The sequence below is a fragment of the Micromonospora sp. NPDC050276 genome (genome assembly GCF_044459545.1).
In the GTDB taxonomy this organism is placed as follows: Bacteria; Actinomycetota; Actinomycetes; order Mycobacteriales; family Micromonosporaceae; genus Micromonospora.
Window position 1 is genome coordinate 310,688 of the sequence record NZ_JBITJA010000001.1, and the last position, 15,321, is coordinate 326,008.

15 protein-coding genes are annotated in these 15,321 nt (G+C 69.6%); 6 read left to right on the forward strand and 9 right to left on the reverse strand.

The genetic code is table 11. From position 1 onward, the window contains the following. Nucleotides 1-67 precede the first annotated feature (67 nt). Nucleotides 68-664: a LysE/ArgO family amino acid transporter gene (locus ACIBF8_RS01470; RefSeq protein WP_396780360.1), complete on the reverse strand. Its 597-nt coding sequence runs from the start codon at nt 662-664 to the stop codon at nt 68-70. 70 nt (nt 665-734) lie between these two features. On the opposite strand from ACIBF8_RS01470, the gene ACIBF8_RS01475 reads away from it, so the two are divergent. Continuing rightward, the gene (locus ACIBF8_RS01475; protein WP_396780362.1) at nt 735-1,628 is read left to right on the forward strand and encodes a LysR family transcriptional regulator ArgP; all 894 of its coding nucleotides are present in this window, start codon (nt 735-737) and stop codon (nt 1,626-1,628) included. A gap of 4 nt (nt 1,629-1,632) precedes the next feature. On the opposite strand, the gene ACIBF8_RS01480 is transcribed toward ACIBF8_RS01475, so the two are convergent. After that, nucleotides 1,633-3,384: an acetyl/propionyl/methylcrotonyl-CoA carboxylase subunit alpha gene (locus ACIBF8_RS01480; RefSeq protein ID WP_396780363.1), complete on the reverse strand. Its 1,752-nt coding sequence runs from the start codon at nt 3,382-3,384 to the stop codon at nt 1,633-1,635. A 150-nt stretch (nt 3,385-3,534) separates the two neighbouring features. Here ACIBF8_RS01480 and ACIBF8_RS01485 point away from each other — a divergent pair, with 150 nt between their 5' ends. From ACIBF8_RS01485 to ACIBF8_RS01495, 3 genes are all read left to right on the forward strand, one after another. After that, nucleotides 3,535-4,146, forward strand: coding sequence for a PadR family transcriptional regulator (locus ACIBF8_RS01485; protein WP_396780695.1), 612 nt, complete (start codon nt 3,535-3,537; stop codon nt 4,144-4,146). A gap of 120 nt (nt 4,147-4,266) precedes the next feature. Continuing rightward, entirely contained in the window at nt 4,267-5,226 is a 960-nt protein-coding gene (locus ACIBF8_RS01490; RefSeq protein WP_396780364.1) for an ATP-binding cassette domain-containing protein, read from the forward strand. 18 nt (nt 5,227-5,244) lie between these two features. Beyond that, entirely contained in the window at nt 5,245-6,000 is a 756-nt protein-coding gene (locus ACIBF8_RS01495; RefSeq protein WP_363609840.1) for an ABC transporter permease, read from the forward strand. A gap of 111 nt (nt 6,001-6,111) precedes the next feature. On the opposite strand, the gene ACIBF8_RS01500 is transcribed toward ACIBF8_RS01495, so the two are convergent. The 5 genes from ACIBF8_RS01500 to ACIBF8_RS01520 all read right to left on the reverse strand — a co-directional run bounded on the left by ACIBF8_RS01500 (nt 6,112) and on the right by ACIBF8_RS01520 (nt 11,310). Beyond that, on the reverse strand, nt 6,112-6,765 hold the full coding sequence (locus ACIBF8_RS01500) for an O-methyltransferase (RefSeq protein ID WP_396780365.1): 654 nt from the start codon (nt 6,763-6,765) through the stop codon (nt 6,112-6,114). Beyond that, nucleotides 6,762-7,430 (reverse strand): Maf family protein, encoded by a 669-nt coding sequence (locus tag ACIBF8_RS01505; protein ID WP_396780366.1) that lies wholly within the window; start codon nt 7,428-7,430, stop codon nt 6,762-6,764. Before ACIBF8_RS01505 ends, ACIBF8_RS01500 begins: the two co-directional genes overlap by 4 nt. A gap of 587 nt (nt 7,431-8,017) precedes the next feature. Beyond that, the gene (mycP, locus tag ACIBF8_RS01510; RefSeq protein ID WP_396780696.1) at nt 8,018-9,148 is read right to left on the reverse strand and encodes a type VII secretion-associated serine protease mycosin; all 1,131 of its coding nucleotides are present in this window, start codon (nt 9,146-9,148) and stop codon (nt 8,018-8,020) included. Nucleotides 9,149-10,556: 1,408 nt separating this feature from the next. Next, nucleotides 10,557-11,015 carry a hypothetical protein gene (locus tag ACIBF8_RS01515; RefSeq protein WP_396780367.1) on the reverse strand — a complete coding sequence of 153 codons (459 nt, stop codon included), beginning with the start codon at nt 11,013-11,015 and terminating at the stop codon, nt 10,557-10,559. An 88-nt stretch (nt 11,016-11,103) separates the two neighbouring features. Then, nucleotides 11,104-11,310: an acyl-CoA carboxylase subunit epsilon gene (locus tag ACIBF8_RS01520; protein WP_396780368.1), complete on the reverse strand. Its 207-nt coding sequence runs from the start codon at nt 11,308-11,310 to the stop codon at nt 11,104-11,106. Nucleotides 11,311-11,400: 90 nt separating this feature from the next. Here ACIBF8_RS01520 and ACIBF8_RS01525 point away from each other — a divergent pair, with 90 nt between their 5' ends. Both ACIBF8_RS01525 and ACIBF8_RS01530 read left to right on the forward strand, forming a co-directional pair. Continuing rightward, nucleotides 11,401-13,485, forward strand: coding sequence for a protein kinase (locus tag ACIBF8_RS01525; protein ID WP_396780370.1), 2,085 nt, complete (start codon nt 11,401-11,403; stop codon nt 13,483-13,485). Between the two features lie 65 nt (nt 13,486-13,550). Then, complete coding sequence (locus tag ACIBF8_RS01530; RefSeq protein WP_030328904.1) at nt 13,551-13,778, forward strand: hypothetical protein; 228 nt, start codon at nt 13,551-13,553, stop codon at nt 13,776-13,778. Nucleotides 13,779-13,861: 83 nt separating this feature from the next. Here ACIBF8_RS01530 and ACIBF8_RS01535 read toward each other — a convergent pair whose 3' ends face one another. After that, nucleotides 13,862-14,614 (reverse strand): GH25 family lysozyme, encoded by a 753-nt coding sequence (locus ACIBF8_RS01535; RefSeq protein WP_396780697.1) that lies wholly within the window; start codon nt 14,612-14,614, stop codon nt 13,862-13,864. Nucleotides 14,615-14,739: 125 nt separating this feature from the next. Next, on the reverse strand, nt 14,740-15,285 hold the full coding sequence (locus tag ACIBF8_RS01540) for a Uma2 family endonuclease (protein ID WP_396780371.1): 546 nt from the start codon (nt 15,283-15,285) through the stop codon (nt 14,740-14,742). Nucleotides 15,286-15,321 lie beyond the last annotated feature (36 nt).

The following is a 15,321-nucleotide window of genomic DNA, read 5'->3' on the forward strand; positions in this document are numbered from 1 at the left end:
GGTGGTCGCGGAAAACACTCGCACCGCCGTTGGTCGTGCCCGCCACGGTCGCCCGTCCCGGAACCCGTCACCCCAGCAGGAGCGCCACGGCGAGCCCGGCCATCACCACGGCGATGATCGCGTCCAGCACCCGCCAGGCGACGGCACGGGCGAGCAGCGGCGCGAGGCGCTGCGCGCCCACCCCGAGTGCGGTGAACCAGAACACGCTGGCCAGGACGGCCCCGGCGCCGAAGACCCACCGGTGCGGGTGTTGTTGGGCCACGCCGCCGAGGAGCAGCACGGTGTCCAGGTAGACGTGGGGGTTCAGGTAGGTGAAGGCGGCGCAGGCGAGCAGGGTCGCTCTCAACGTGGCCGGTGGCCGCTCGGTGGGCAGTAGTGCGCCGGGACGCAGCGCGCGGCGGGCGGCGAGCGTCGCGTAGCAGAGCAGGAACGCCGCACCGCCCCAGCGGATCGCCGTCAGCAGGCCCGGTCGGCCGGTCACCAGCGTGCCGACCCCGGCCACGCCCGCCATGATCAGCAGGGCGTCCGAGGCGGCGCAGGTCAGCACCACGGGTACGACGTGCTCCCGTCGCAGGCCCTGGCGCAGGACGAAGGCGTTCTGGGCGCCGATGGCGACGATGAGCGCGATGGAGATCGAGAAGCCGGTGACGGCGGAGGTGAGCACGGACTCGACGCTATGGCGGCCGACGGCCACCAGTCCAACTAAGGATTCTGACGCAACTTAAGCTCAGCTAATGGACGGTCTCGACTCGGCGCAGCTACGGACGCTCGCGGCGGTGGTGGCGGAGGGCAGCTTCGACGCGGCGGCCCACCTGCTGCACGTCACGCCGTCGGCGGTGAGCCAACGGATCAAGGCGTTGGAGGAGGCCGTCGGCCAGGTGTTGGTCCGCCGCGCCCGACCGTGCGTGGCAACCGACGCCGGCCGCCCGCTGCTGCGCCTGGCCGGCCAGCTCACGCTGCTCGAACGGGAGGCCCTGGCCGATGCCCGCGGCCCGCTGGCCGGCGGCGGGCGGGTCCGGGTCGCGGTGGTGGTCAACGCGGACTCACTGGCCACCTGGTTTCCCGCCGCGCTGGCGCGGTTGCCGCAGCGGGCCGGGCTCTCGTTCGATCTACGGCAGGACGATCAGGACCACACCGCCGAACTGCTCCGCGACGGTTCGGTGACGGCGGCGGTCACCGCCCAGCGGGAGGCGGTGCAGGGCTGCCGGGTGTTGCGGCTCGGGGCCATGCGGTACCGCGCGCTGGCCACGCCGGAATTCGCGGCGTCCCACTTCGCCGAAGGGTTGACCGCAACCGCGGTGGCGGGCGCGCCGCTGGTCGTCTTCGACCGGAGGGACCGGGTGCAACACCGCTTCATCGCCGCGGTGGTGGGTCGGTCGCTCGATCCGCCGGTGCACTACCTGCCGTCGGTGCCGGCCTTCAGCGAGGCGATCCGGCTCGGCCTGGGCTGGAGCCTGGTGCCGGAACAGATCGCCCAGGCCGACCTGGCCTCCGGTCGCTGTGTCGACCTCGCGCCGGGCCGGCACCTGGACGTCCCGCTGTACTGGCAGCACTGGCGGCTGGAGTCGGACGTACTGAACGCCCTGACCGCCGCCGTCCGCGCGGTCGCCGCCGAGAACCTGCGCTGATCGCTCAGGCGATGGTGCAGATCGGGGCGCCAGCGGTGATCACAGCACCGACCTCGGCGCTGAGACCGCTGATCGTGCCCGCCTTGTGGGCGTGCAACGGCTGCTCCATCTTCATCGCCTCCAGCACCACGACCAGGTCACCCTCGGCCACGGTGTCGCCGTCCGCCACCGCGATCTTGACGATGGTGCCCTGCATCGGCGAGGTGAGCGCGTCGCCGCCGACCGAGGCGCCGGCCTTGGCTCCGCCGCCGCGGCGGGTCGGCTTACGGGTGGCGGGTGCCGCGGCGGTCGTACTCCCGCCGAAGCCGGCGGGGAGGCTGACCTCAAGGCGCTTGCCGCCCACCTCGACCACGACGGTGTCGCGTTCGGCCGGCGCCTCGGCGGCGCCGGCGGCGGCGGTGAACGGCGGCACGGTGTTGTGGAACTCGGTCTCGATCCACCGGGTGTGCACGGTGAACGGCTCGGCGGTGAACGCCTCGTCCCGAACGACCAGGCGGTGGAACGGCAGCGCGGTGGCCATCCCGTCGAGGACCATCTCGTCCAGGGCGCGGCGGGCGCGTTCCAGCGCCTCGGTCCGCGTCTCACCGACGATGATGACCTTGGCGAGAAGCGAGTCGAAGTTGCCGCCGATCACGTCGCCGGCCGAGATGCCGGTGTCGACCCGCACACCCGGGCCGGTGGGCAGACGCAGTGCGGTGACCGTGCCCGGGGCGGGTAGGAAGTTGCGGCCCGGGTCCTCGCCGTTGATCCGGAACTCGATCGCGTGCCCGCGCGGTGTCGGGTCCTCGGTGATCCGCAGCTTCTCACCGTCGGCGATCCGGAACTGCTCGCGGACCAGGTCGATGCCGGCGGTTTCCTCGGTGACCGGGTGCTCGACCTGGAGTCGGGTGTTGACCTCCAGGAAGGAGATGGTGCCGTCCGCGCCGACCAGGTATTCCACCGTGCCGGCGCCGTGGTAGCCGGCTTCCCGGCAGATCGCCTTGGCGCTCTCGTGGATCTGCGCCCGCTGGGCGTCGGTGAGGAACGGCGCGGGCGCCTCCTCGACGAGCTTCTGGTGGCGTCGCTGCAACGAGCAGTCCCGGGTGCCCACCACGATCACGTTGCCGTGCTGGTCGGCGAGGACCTGCGCCTCGACGTGCCGGGGCTGGTCCAGGTACCGCTCGACGAAGCACTCGCCCCGGCCGAACGCCGCGACCGCCTCGCGGGTCGCCGACTCGAACAGTTGAGGGATCTCCTCCATGGTCCGGGCGACCTTGAGCCCGCGCCCGCCGCCACCGAACGCGGCCTTGATGGCGACCGGCAAGCCGTGATCGACGGCGAACGCCATCACCTCGTCCGGGCTGGCCACCGGGTCCGGGGTGCCGGGGACCAGCGGTGCGCCGGCACGCTGGGCGATGTGCCGGGCGGTGACCTTGTCGCCCAGGTCGCGGATCGCCTGCGGGGTGGGGCCGATCCAGGTCAGCCCGGCGTCGATGACGGCCGCGGCGAAGTCGGCGTTCTCGCTGAGGAAGCCATAACCCGGGTGTACGGCGTCGGCGCCGGCCCGGGCGGCGACGTCGAGCAGCTTGTCGATGCGCAGGTAGGTCTCGGTGGCCGTGTCCCCGCCGAGCGCGTACGCCTCGTCCGCGAGGGTGGCGTGCAGGGCGTCGCGGTCGGAGTCCGCGTACACGGCGACGCTGCCCAGGCCGGCGTCGCGGCACGCGCGGATCACCCGGACGGCGATCTCGCCGCGGTTGGCGATGAGTACCTTGCGCACCTTCGTGGCTCCTCCCGGGCAGGTTACTGACGGGGAGTGTATCGGCCGCCCACGGTGGCCCTAACGATCGCTCAGTGTGGGATGCCGCACTGCACCCACCACGGTTTAGTCAAACTTGGCTATTACGCTTGTCGGGTGTCTTCGACTCGCATGATGATTCTCGGTCTGGTGCGGTGGATGCAGCCCGTGCACGGCTATGACGTGCGCCGCGAGCTGCTGAGCTGGAGTGCCGACAAGTGGGCGAACGTGCAGCCCGGATCGATCTATCACGCCCTGCGCAAGCTCACCGAGGAAGGGCTGCTCCGCGCCGTCGCGACCGAGCAGGTCGGCGCCCGTCCGGCACGGACCACCTATGAGGTGACCCCCAAGGGAAACGACGAGTTCGAGACGCTGCTCCGCAACCTCTGGTGGAACATCAGCGAGCCCGCCGACCCGTTCGTGGCGGCCTTCTCGTTCCTGCCGGCCATGCCGCGCGCCGAGGCGGCCGCCGCCCTGCGTAACCGGGCCAGCCTGTTGCGCGCCGGCGTCGAGTCGATGCGCGCCTCGCTCGAGTCCGACTGGGTGCGCAACCGCAAGCCGGCGCACGTGGGCTGGATGTTCGAGCTGTGGTCGGCGCGGGCCGAGGCGGAGATGAGTTGGTGCGAGCGGATCGCGGAGCGGATCGATTCCGGAGTGTCGTACCTGCCTGCTGAGCTGGATGAAGCGCAGGGTTGGTCAGGGTGGCGGGACGGCGTGGAGGCGCCCGGCGCCGACGCGGAATAATCAACGTTGACTAAAAAAGCTATATCGCGTTAGCCTGCTGGCGGCACAGCGGGGGAGTGCGCCGTCCGGCGTCGTCCCACTCGACGGCCGGCTTGCCGGCCCGAACGACCAGGAGCAGAAATGATCGAGACCAGGGGGCTGCGGAAGTCGTTCCGCTCCCGCGCGGGTCGAGAGACGAAGACGGTGGACGCCGTGCGGGGCGTCAACCTAGAGGTCGCCGAGGGCGAGATCTTCGGCTTTCTCGGCCCGAACGGCGCTGGCAAGACCACCACGCTGCGGATGCTCGCCACGTTGATCGAGCCGGACGGTGGCGAGGCCACCATCGCGGGCGCCGACCTACGCAAGGACCCGGCCGAGGTGCGCCGTCGCATCGGGTACGTCCCGCAGGGCGGCAGCACCTGGGATGAGTCCACCGCCCGCGAGGAGTTGGTGCTGCACGCCCGGATGTACGGCATCGGCAAGGCCGACGCGCAGCGCCGTGCCGCCCGCGCCCTGGACGCCTTCCAGTTGACCGAGTACGCCGACCGCAAGTGCAAGACCTACTCCGGCGGCCAGCGCCGACGGGTGGAGATCGCCCTCGGCATCATTCACGAGCCGAAGATCGTCTTCCTGGACGAGCCGACCACCGGCCTCGACCCGCAGAGTCGCGCCCACATGTGGGACGAGATCCGGCGGCTACGCGGCGACGGGATGACCGTCTTCATCACCACGCACTACCTGGACGAGGCCGACGCGCTCTGCGACCGGATTGCGATCATGGACAACGGCGAGGTGGTGGCCGAGGGCACGCCGGCCGAGCTCAAGCGGCAGATCTCCGGCGACGTGGTGCTGGTCGGCCTCGACCTGGCCGCCACCCCGCAGGCCGCCCAAGCGCTCGACGGCGAGCCGTACGTCAACAAGCTGGAGACCGCCGACGAGGGCGGCCTGCGCCTCTACGTCGACGAGGGCGCCACCGCCATCCCCCAGGTGCTGCGCCGGCTCGACCACGCCGGGTTGGAGCTGCGCTCGATCGAGCTGCACCGACCCAGCCTGGACGACGTCTTCCTCACCAAGACCGGCCGCTCGCTGCGCGAGTCCTGACCCCCGGAGACGACTCTCATGAAATTCGCCCGTGACACGTGGCTGATCTTCCAGCGCCAAACCCAACTCCTGCTGCGCAACCCGGTCTGGGTCTTCGTCGGCGTGTTCCAGCCGGTCATGTACCTGCTGCTCTTCGCCCCGCTGCTCAAGCCCGCACTGAACGCGCCCACCCAGGCCGCCGCCTACAAGATCTTCGTACCGGGTCTGCTGGTGCTGCTGGCCATCTTCGGCGGCCTGTTCCAGGGCTTCGGCCTGATCGCGGAACTGCGGGCCGGCGTCATCGAACGCTCCCGGGTCACGCCGATCAGCCGGCTCGCCCTGCTGCTCGGCCGCTCGCTGCGCGACGTGGTCTCCCTCCTCGCGCAGGCGGTCATCATCACCCTGCTGGCGCTCCTGTTCGACCTGCGGGTGTTCCTCGGTGACCTGCTGCTGGCGTACCTGATGCTCGCCCTGATCGCCCTCATGACCTCGGCCGTCTCCTACGGCGTCGCGCTCAAGGTCAAGAGCGAGGACGCGCTGGCTCCGCTGATGAACACCGTGGCGCAGCCGGTGCTGCTGCTCTCCGGCATCCTGCTACCGCTGACCTTCGCGCCCGGCTGGTTGCAGGGCATCGCCAACTGGAACCCGTTCTCCTGGGCGGTCGACGGCACCCGGGCCCTGTTCGCCGGTGACCTGGGCAGCGACAAGGTCTGGCAGGGTCTGAGCATCACCGCGGTCCTCGCCGCGCTGGGCGTCTACTGGGCGGCCCGCCAGTTCGCCCGCAGCGTCCGCTGAATATCCTGCGCACGAGTTGCTGAAAATCGGGGTGTCCCTCGCTGGGGGCACCCCGATTTCCGTGTCCGGTGGCTGATTGTCCGCGCCTGACCTTTCGCGCCTGCTTGGCCTCTAGCGGACCCGGGCGAGGGTCAGGCCGTCCGCGATCGGCAGCATCACCGGGTCCACCCGTACGTCGGCAAGAACCTCGTCGTTGAACGCGGCGATGGCCCGGTCACCCTCGTTCTGCGGGGCGATCACCCGGCCGCCGCGCAGCACGTTGTCGACGGCGATCACCCCACCCGGACGCATCCGGGGCACCAGCTCCGCCCAGTAGATCGGGTAACCGGTCTTGTCCGCGTCGATGAACGCGAAGTCCAGATGGCGCTCGTGCGGCAGCGCCCGCAGCCCGTCCGCGGCCGGGCCGATGCGCAGGTCGATCAGATCCTGCACCCCGGCCCGAGCCCAGTAGCGCCGCGCGATGCCGGTGAACTCCTCGGAGATGTCGAAGCAGGTCAGCCGCCCACCCTCGGGCAGACCACGGGCGATCGCCAGCGACGAGAGCCCGGTGAACGTGCCGACCTCGACGGCCTGCCGCACGTCGAGCAACCGGGTGAGGAACGTCAGGAACGCGGCCTGCTCCGGGGCCACCTGCATGGAGGCGTGCTCCGGCAACACCGACCGGGTCTCGTCCGCCAGGTCCCGGATGATCTCGTCCGGCGGGGAGCCGTGTGCGACCAGGTAGGAGTGCAGTTCGTTGGTGAGCGGGATCGACTTGGTGGTCATGACCGGACGTTACCGAGCGGCTCGACGGATTGGCCGCCCGGCGCGACCTTTGTCCACAGGTCGGTGATCCGCAGGTCCAGTTCGGCGAGGAGCCGGCGCAGCAGCGGCATCGACAACCCGACCACCGTCCCCGGGTCACCCTCGATCCGCTCCACGAACGGCCCACCCAGCCCGTCGATCGTGAACGCGCCGGCCACCGCCAACGGCTCACCAGTCGCCACGTACGCGGCGATCTCGTCGTCACTGATGTCAGCGAAGTGGACCGTGGTCGACGCGACCGCCTCCGCGCGCCGCCCAGCGGCAACCTCGACCAGGCAGTGCCCGCTGTGCAGCACGCCGCTGCGCCCCCGCATCCGCTGCCACCGCCGGGTCGCGTCCGCCGCGTCCGCCGGCTTGCCAAGAATCTCCCCGTCGAAGGCGAGCACCGAGTCGCATCCGATCACCAACGTCCGCTGATCGGCAGCCGGGCTCAACCGGGTCAGAACCGCCTGCGCCTTCAGCCGAGCCAACTCCAGGCACAACTCCTCGGCCCGTTCGGTCACCACCAGGGACTCGTCCACCCCACTGACCAGCACCTCCGGCTCGACACCCGCAGCCTGGAGCAACTTACGACGGGCAGGGCTAGCCGAGGCGAGCACGAGGCGGAGCGGCAAAGTCTCAGACACGAGCCCGACGTTACCGGCTATCCGGAAACGGTTCCGAGACCCGCCCAGCCTCGCGTGATGGTCGGTCCGGTCCTCGCGTCGCGCCTTACGCACGGTGGTCGCACCGGCCGCGCCTGGTCGCGCTTGCCTCGGTGGTCGCTGTTGCCTCGCGTGCCCTCGCGGTGTTCGGTGGTGCCTCGCGGCGTGGTCGCTGTTGCCTCGCGTGTCCTCGCGGTGGTCGTTGTTGCCTCGCGGCGTGGTCGCTGTTGCCTCGCGTGTCCTCGCGGTGTTAGGTGGTGCCTCGCGGCGTGGTCGCTGTTGCCTCGCGTGTCCTCGCGGTGGTCGTTGTTGCCTCGCTTGCCCCGCGGTGGTCGCCGGTGCCTCGCGCGGTGGTCGCTGTTGCCTCGCACGGTGATCAACTCGGTATCACGGAACTCGGGGTATCCCGCCGCCCCGGACACCCCGACAACAAGAAACGCGAGTCGATCACCGTGTGCCGGGCAGTGCCGCCTCCAGTGATCAACTCGGTATCAGGAATGTCGGCGTATCCGCCGGCCCCGGACACCCCGACATCAGGAAACCCGAGTGGATCACGCTTCGTCGATCGATTAGCGACTGATTCTGGGCGGCGGATCATCGCCGCGCCGACGGCGCCGCGCAATAACCGCCCACCCGACCCCTGCGGCCACGATCACCCCAAGAGTGGCCAGCCCACGGGCGGTCGCGCCATCGCCGTCGTCGCCCGGCTGGGCGCCAGCCGTGGTCGAGCCGGCATTGGCCGGCGCGCTCACCGATTCAAACCCCAGCGGCGGTACGTCTGCCGTCAGCGCCGCCACAAGATCGATCACCCCATAGCCGTACTCGTCGTCGCGCCCAGGAGGGCCTTTGTCGACAGCGGTCGCCGTAAGCCGGTGCGCCACTTCTCGCGCTGGCAGGTATGGGTACTTCGACCTGATCAACGCAGCCGCCCCCGCCACGATCGCCGTCGCGTCGGAGGTTCCAGTGCCTTTGCGGTACTTGCCGTCGATGCTCGTGCTGTAGATGTCGACCGCCGGCGCAACCACGTCAATCTCCGGCCCAGATACCGAAAAGCTGGCATGGTTTCCGTTCTGATCTACGCCGCCTACGGAGATCACCCCCGGATAGGCTGCCGGGAAGCTAACATATTTGTCCCGAGGTTCATTGCCTGCCCCTGCAATCACGACGACATTCGCCTGCATTGCCATCTCAACGGCTCGCTTGAGTCGACTATTTGGCCCTGCGATGGAAGAGATGCTGATAACCGAAGCGCCTTTAGCGACAGCAAGCTCGATCCCGGTCGCAAGATTGTCGCTGTCGCCATCTTGATCTGTTCGGCTAGTTCGGATTGGTAGGATCTTGGCTTCTGGAGCGATGCCGAGAGCGCCAAGATTTCCGGACTGTCCGTGGGCAGCGATTAGCCCGGCCATTCCGGTGCCATGGCTGTCTTCGTCCTGCCAACCGTCGCCGCCATCGGGAGGGACGATGTCGGTGCCGGTTAGGAGATTATCGCGAAGGTCAGGGTGCGGCGTGACGCCGGTGTCCGGGACGGCCACAATCACGCCCTTGCCTTTGCTTAACCTTCGAGCTTCGTTGGCCTTTAGATAGTCCAGGTGCCACTGATCCTTGCGTATCCGCTCGACATCTTTTGGCCCAGGATTATTCTGTGCTGACGTCGGGGGTGGAAGTAATGTGAATGTGAGGCTGAGGCCGGCTAACAGCACTCCGGAGACTCGCAGGGTCAACGGTCTATGCCAATGGCTGGGCCGGGATCAATGGGGCCTTCATCATTCGGTGGTCGAACGATTGGGGCGACGCCTTCGTCTGTCGTCCAGGGGTTGTCAGGGTCCCAGCGGCGCCTTTCCGCGTCTGGACCTGTCCGAAAGCCAGGCTGCGGGGATGCTGCGCCACCTGGGTTTTGGCCGGCGCCGTGACCGATGCTGGAGCCGAAGCCGAAGGGCGGAGTTCCCTGAAGCGGGCTCAAGCCCCGGCCGCCTCCAGGGCGAGATCCCGCCCCGCCGGTGGGCCCTGTTCCGGCGCCGCCGCCACCTATTACACCACCCACCGGATTAATGCGGCGGGGTACGCTCGCGCCAGCTGCGGGTGAGCCGAATCCCATTGCGGGCACTCCGCCGATTAGGCCGCCAGGAGGCATTGGACGTGGTTGCGCCGCGGGTTTACTCGCGGAGCCTGGGGCGCTGGCTGGGGGGGTCGCTGGGTGGGGCAGCAAACGTGGTGCCCCAGAAGCATCACCACGTGCGGAGATGGCAGGCGGTGGGGGTGGCACCCCGAATCCAGGTGTTGAACCGGAGATCGCTGGCGGCGTAGCTCCAATTGGCGGGACAGGGGCTGTGGAGCCAGGAGTGATTACGTTTCCTGTTCCGCCAAGAACTGGTCCGATGCCAGGGTTTGTTGTTGGCCAGCCTTGAGTTGCGGAAGCCCTCGGGCCGATTGTAGGGGATTCTGGGAGGGGTGCCGCTATTACTGGAGGAATTACAGGGGCAGCGGAATTTCCCCCGTAAGCATTTGCCTCGCTCTGATCGATCCCGGGGTTCGTCCTAGGTGCCGCAGGTGGTTTTTGGAGGGTGGCTTGGGCTTGTTGGAGTTCGCCACTCAGGCTGAACATCATCGAACGAGCCTGCACGTTCAGCCGCTCCAGATCCCCGTCAGCAACAGGCGATTCGGTGACCCGGTTGCCCATCACCGCTTTCGGGTCGGCGGCCATCGCCTCGTACGCCTGCTTCTGCTGGAACTTGGTCGCGTACTCCTCATGGATCTTGCGGAGCGCGGCGCGGGTGGTGCTGATGGCCTGGGTTGCGGCGGAGAGTGCGGTGTAGTTCGCGGCGGCGGCGTCGTGGGTGCGCTGCACCTTGTCGATGAGTTCGTCGAGTTCGGCGAGGTACGTGCTGGAGGCGGCGCTGGTCTCGGGGGGCCATGCCTCGGCCAGTCCGCGCCGGTATTGCTGGAGGCGGCCGAGGTGGGTTTGCGCCAGGTCGCAGACCTTGCGCCAGCCGGCTACCTGCTTCCAGTGGTTGGTGGTGTCGTGGTCCTGCAGGCAGGCCCACATGCTGTTGACGTCCATGAGCTGCCAGTCGGTGAGGCCGGAGGTGCGGCCGGTGCCTCGTTCGATCACGGCAGCGCCACCGGCCCTTCGGCGTCGGGGCTGGTCGGGTCGGTCAGTGTCGGCGTCGGGCCGCCCGGGAGGACGGACGCCGGGTTGGCGAGGGCGCGTTGCACGTCCACGACCCGGGCGGCGGTGAAGGCGTCGCTGTCGGCGTAGTGGGTGGCGACCTGATCGGCGGCGGCGGCGAGGTGGCCGGTGGCGCCTCGGACGGCGTACACCATGTCGGCGGTGGCTTGCTGCGTCTCGTGATGTGCGTGCAGGAACGTGACCAACTCGATGAAGGCGTCGCACGGGTTGGGCAGCTTGGCGGACATGTCTTCGGCGATGTACGACAGGTGCGGCGCGTAGTTGCTCTCCACCTCGGCGGCGAGCCGGTCGGCGAACTCGCGGAGCTGGCTGATGTCGGCCTCGATGCCGCCGTAACCGCGTAGCCAGGGTGCTGGCCGGTCCTCTTCGGGGATCATGGACCCTCCCTACCCGTAACGGCACCGCTTCCCTGAGTGAGGTTAACGGCTCAACGCGCCCCTGGCAGCCCCCACCCGGCGGGTCGGGTCAGCGGGGTAGGCCGGCGGCGCGCCAGGCGCCGGGGCCCACGTTGCGGCCGGCCGGTCGACCGCTGCGCGCCCAGGCGGACGTGGTCGCCGGCGCGGGGGCGGTGGCTGGGCGGGACCGGACGATGATCGCCCCCACCAGTGCGGCCAACTCCTCGGCGGTGGGCACGCCGCGGACGACCCGGAACAGCGGCTCTTCGGCAGACATGACGCCAGGGTACGCGGCACGAAGTTGCGCGAAGCGCACAGTGGCGTGCCGGCGGTGTGAGCGTCGGCGGCTCCGGGTACCGTCTCAGCGATGTCGAACGCGCTTCCCCAACTCGTCGCTGACCGATACCGGCTTCTGTCGCCGCTCGGCCAGGGCGGCATGGGCCGGGTGTGGAAGGCGCGCGACGAGGTGCTGCACCGGGACGTCGCCATCAAGGAGTTGGTGCCGCCGCCCGGTCTCACCGACGAGGAGCGCCGCGAGATGCGCGAGCGTTCGTTGCGGGAGGCGCGGGCGATCGCCCGGCTCAACCACGCCAACGTCGTCCGCATCTTCGACGTGCTGCGCACCGACGGTGATCCGTGGATCGTCATGGAGTACGTGGCGTCGAAGTCGTTGCAGGACACTCTCGCCGAGGAGGGCCCGGTGTCGGTGGCTCGCGCGGTGGAGATCGGCTTGGGCGTGCTGGGCGCGCTCAGCGCCGCGCACAAGGCGGGCGTCATGCACCGCGACGTCAAGCCCGGCAACGTGTTGCTCGGCGAGGACGGCCGGGTGGTGCTGACCGATTTCGGTCTCGCCACGATCCCCGGCGATCCCAACGTGACCCGCACCGGCATGGTTCTCGGTTCACCCGCCTACATCTCGCCGGAGCGGGCCCGGGACGGCACCGCCGGGCCGGAGGCCGACCTGTGGTCGCTGGGCGCGACGCTCTACGCGGCGGTTGAGGGCAAGTCGCCGTACGCCCGGCCGTCGGCGATCGGCACCCTGGCCGCGTTGGCCACCGAGCCGATTCCACCGCCGAGGAACGCCGGCCCGCTCAAGGCCGTGCTGAACGGCCTGCTGCGCAAGGACCCGAACGAGCGGATCACCGCCGAGGTGGCGGAGCGGTTGCTGCGTCGCGCCGGGGGCCGGCGGTCGCGCGGGATTTCGCTGCTCGATGGCGTACGCCGGCCTGGGCCGAACGGCCCGCGCGAGCCGCGCCCGCCGCACGTGCCGGCGCCACGACCGGCGGAGAGCGCGGACCGGCCGGTGTCACCGCCGCCGGCCGTCGCTGCCGCGACTCCCGCCGTCCCGACCCCTGCCGCCGATGCCACCCCGACGGCCGTCGTTTCCTCCGGTGCGGACGCCGACCCGACCGCGGTGGTGCCAGCCGAGCGGACCACAGCGGCGCCGGCCGAGCCGACTGCCGCGATCGACCGCCCGGCAGCGTCCGATGCCACGCCGTCCGCTGCCGAGCCGTCCAATGCCACGCCGTCCGATGTCGAGCCGTCCAATGCCACGCCGTCCGATGCCGACCGGAGCGATGCCGAGCCGACCGCGACGGTCACGGCCGCGCCTGACCTGAGCGGCGACGGTACGACGGGCGACGATGAACCGACGGTTGTCGACGGGCCGTCGGTGGCACCGGAGCAGCGCAAGCCGACCACCCCGACGTCGCTCATGCCGCCGGTGGGTCCGGCCGGCCGTGCGCCGGTGCCCCCGTCGGATGGCACGAAGCCGAACAACACCCGACGCAACCTGCTGATCGGGGCCGTGGTCGCCCTGCTGCTGATCGGCCTCGTGGCGGTCGTGCCGCTGCTGACCAAGGGCGACGACAAGACCCCGCAGGCGAACCCGACCGGTGCTGCCGCGACCTCGGGGGCTGCGCCGACCTCCGCTGCCGCGCCTCCGCCACCCACCACCGGTGCGCCGAGCCCGTCGGCCTCGGCCACCCCCTCGGTGGACCCGAACGCGCTGCCGGCGGGTTGGAAGCTGCACCGGGACCCGGCCGGCTTCGCCCTGCCGATACCGGACGGGTGGGTGCGTCGGCAGGTCGACAGCACCACTGTCGTCTTCGACGAGTCCAACGGGCCGGGTGAGCTGCTCGTGCAGTGGACGCCGACCCCGAAGGACGACGCCTACAAGGACTGGCAGAGCATCGAACCGGACCGCAAGAAGTTCGTCAACAACTACCAGAACCTCGGCATCAAGCGCTGCGACTTCTGGAAGACCTGTGCCGACTGGGAGTGGCTGGAGACCCGCGACGGGCAGCGGATCCACGTCCGTAACCGTGGGTTCGTGACGGCCAGTAACCGGGGCTACGCGCTGCGGTGGGAGATCGCGGAGAAGGACTGGCAGGCCAACCTGCCGAACTTCGACCGGATCGCCACGGGTTTCGTGCCCGACCGCCAGGACTGAAACTCATTCGCATGACCTTCCGTCGTCCTGGGTATTTGACCTTCGACGACGGAAGGAGGCACGACATGGGTTACCGACGGAGGGACACTCGGCCCCGGCTGGCACTGTGGATGCTCGTGGCGCTCGGCGACGCGATTCTGCTGCTGGTCAGCGCGGGGGTTTCGGTGCTCGTCGCACTGCTCGGCGTCGTGATCGTTGCCGGCCTTGGCGTGGCTGCCTGGCGGATGACCCGCCGGGGCGCGCTGGCTCGTGAGGACGCTGTGGTGCCGGCCTTGAGTCGGCGGCGGGCCTGACCCGTACCCGGTGGTGTGGCGGCAGCCGGACCGATTGTCGACCGTGCTGGTGACCGTCGATCCCGCTGCCGCCAACGGCCCGGTCAGGTGTTGTTGGCCAACGCGATCAGGCGGCTACGGTCGCCGTTCCAGTAGTTGCGGTCCACGTTGCCGCTGATCCCGGAGACCGCACCGGTGCTGGTGTACTGCCAGAAGCTCCACACCGACGCGCCGGCCGGCAGGGCGCCCGGCGTGCTCGACCAACGGGCCAGCCAGAGCGGGTGGTTCGCCCACGGGCCGGTCCAGCTGCCGGTGCACTGGTTCCACCAGCTCGTGGTGGTGTAGATGACCGCGTACCGGCCGGTGCGGGAGCGGTAGGTGTTCAGGAAGTCCTGCACCCAGTTGCGCATGCCGGTCGTGCTGAGCCCGTAGCAGTAGCCGCCGCTGTACGGGTTGGCCTCGATGTCCAGCGCGGCGGGCAGGGTGCGGCTGTCCGCGGACCAGGCGCCGCCGTTGGAGGCCAGGTAGGCGGCCTGAGTCGAGCCGGCGGAGATGTTCGGTCGGGCGAAGTGGTACGCCCCGCGGATCACGCCGGCGTTGTAGGCGTTGACGTAGTTGGCGTTGAAGTTCGGGTCCTTGTAGCTGGTGCCCTCGGTCGCCTTGATGAAGGCGAACTCGATGCCCGCGTTGCGGACGCTGGTCCAGTTGATGGTGCCCTGGTAGCGGGACACGTCGATGCCGGGTGTGGTGGCCGCGGCCGCCGGTCCGGCGGTCGCGACCAGGGCCGCCGCCGCGGTGGCGAGGACGGTGAGGCCGGCCGCGAGCGTGCGGCGCAGCGATGATCGGGTACGGGCCATGAATGCCTCCAAGGACGTCGTTCTATCGACATCCATCTTTGGAGGTTAGTGCCCTAGATCACAAGAGTGACTGAAAAAAGCTTCATTGACGGGTCATGAAGGCCCGGTGGCCGGGGCGGGACGGATCAGCGCAGAGTGGCCGGGTCGAGCTGCCAGCGAAACGGCTCGACGACGGTCAGCGTCTCGCCGGGCTTGGCGACCTGGTCCTCGACGTAGTGCTCACCGTCCAACCGGTACAGCCGCAGCGAGTGCCCGTCGCCGTCCTGCTCGACCAGCAGATACCAGGGGATGCGCGCGATGGCGTAGAGCTGCATCTTGAGCAGCCGGTCGGCGGCGGCGTTGCCGGGCGAGACGATCTCGCAGACGAGCACCACCTCGGCGGCCTCCACCGCCGTGCCCTCGTCGTCGGTGTCCGCGACAACCACATCGGGGATGACGATCCGGTCCACTCCGAGCCGTACGTTGACCGCTCCGAAGACGGTGAGGCCGTCTGCCGCGCGCTCGACATGGTCGGCAAGCCGGCGCGACACCAATTGGTGGCGCTTGCTCGGGACGGGGCTCAGAAGCAGGCTCCCGTCGAGCAGCTCGATCCGGTCCGGGGTCTCACCCAGAGCGAAGTAGTCGGCCTCGGTCCAGAGCCCGACGTGGTGTTCCAACGGCAACGACGTCATCTGTAATCACCTCTGCCTTCATGGCCCACCCGATCC

Excerpts from the sequence above, each read along its gene's own strand:
- ACIBF8_RS01520 (WP_396780368.1), bottom strand. The coding sequence starts at position 11,310 with ATGTCTGCCGAAGAGCCGCTGTTCCGGGTCGTCCGCGGCGTGCCCACC.
- ACIBF8_RS01525 (WP_396780370.1), top strand. The coding sequence starts at position 11,401 with ATGTCGAACGCGCTTCCCCAACTCGTCGCTGACCGATACCGGCTTCTG.
- ACIBF8_RS01490 (WP_396780364.1), top strand. The coding sequence starts at position 4,267 with ATGATCGAGACCAGGGGGCTGCGGAAGTCGTTCCGCTCCCGCGCGGGT.
- ACIBF8_RS01540 (WP_396780371.1), bottom strand. The coding sequence starts at position 15,285 with ATGACGTCGTTGCCGTTGGAACACCACGTCGGGCTCTGGACCGAGGCC.
- ACIBF8_RS01500 (WP_396780365.1), bottom strand. The coding sequence starts at position 6,765 with ATGACCACCAAGTCGATCCCGCTCACCAACGAACTGCACTCCTACCTG.
- ACIBF8_RS01535 (WP_396780697.1), bottom strand. The coding sequence starts at position 14,614 with ATGGCCCGTACCCGATCATCGCTGCGCCGCACGCTCGCGGCCGGCCTC.
- ACIBF8_RS01515 (WP_396780367.1), bottom strand. The coding sequence starts at position 11,015 with ATGATCCCCGAAGAGGACCGGCCAGCACCCTGGCTACGCGGTTACGGC.
- ACIBF8_RS01530 (WP_030328904.1), top strand. The coding sequence starts at position 13,551 with ATGGGTTACCGACGGAGGGACACTCGGCCCCGGCTGGCACTGTGGATG.
- ACIBF8_RS01485 (WP_396780695.1), top strand. The coding sequence starts at position 3,535 with ATGATGATTCTCGGTCTGGTGCGGTGGATGCAGCCCGTGCACGGCTAT.
- ACIBF8_RS01475 (WP_396780362.1), top strand. The coding sequence starts at position 735 with ATGGACGGTCTCGACTCGGCGCAGCTACGGACGCTCGCGGCGGTGGTG.
- ACIBF8_RS01495 (WP_363609840.1), top strand. The coding sequence starts at position 5,245 with ATGAAATTCGCCCGTGACACGTGGCTGATCTTCCAGCGCCAAACCCAA.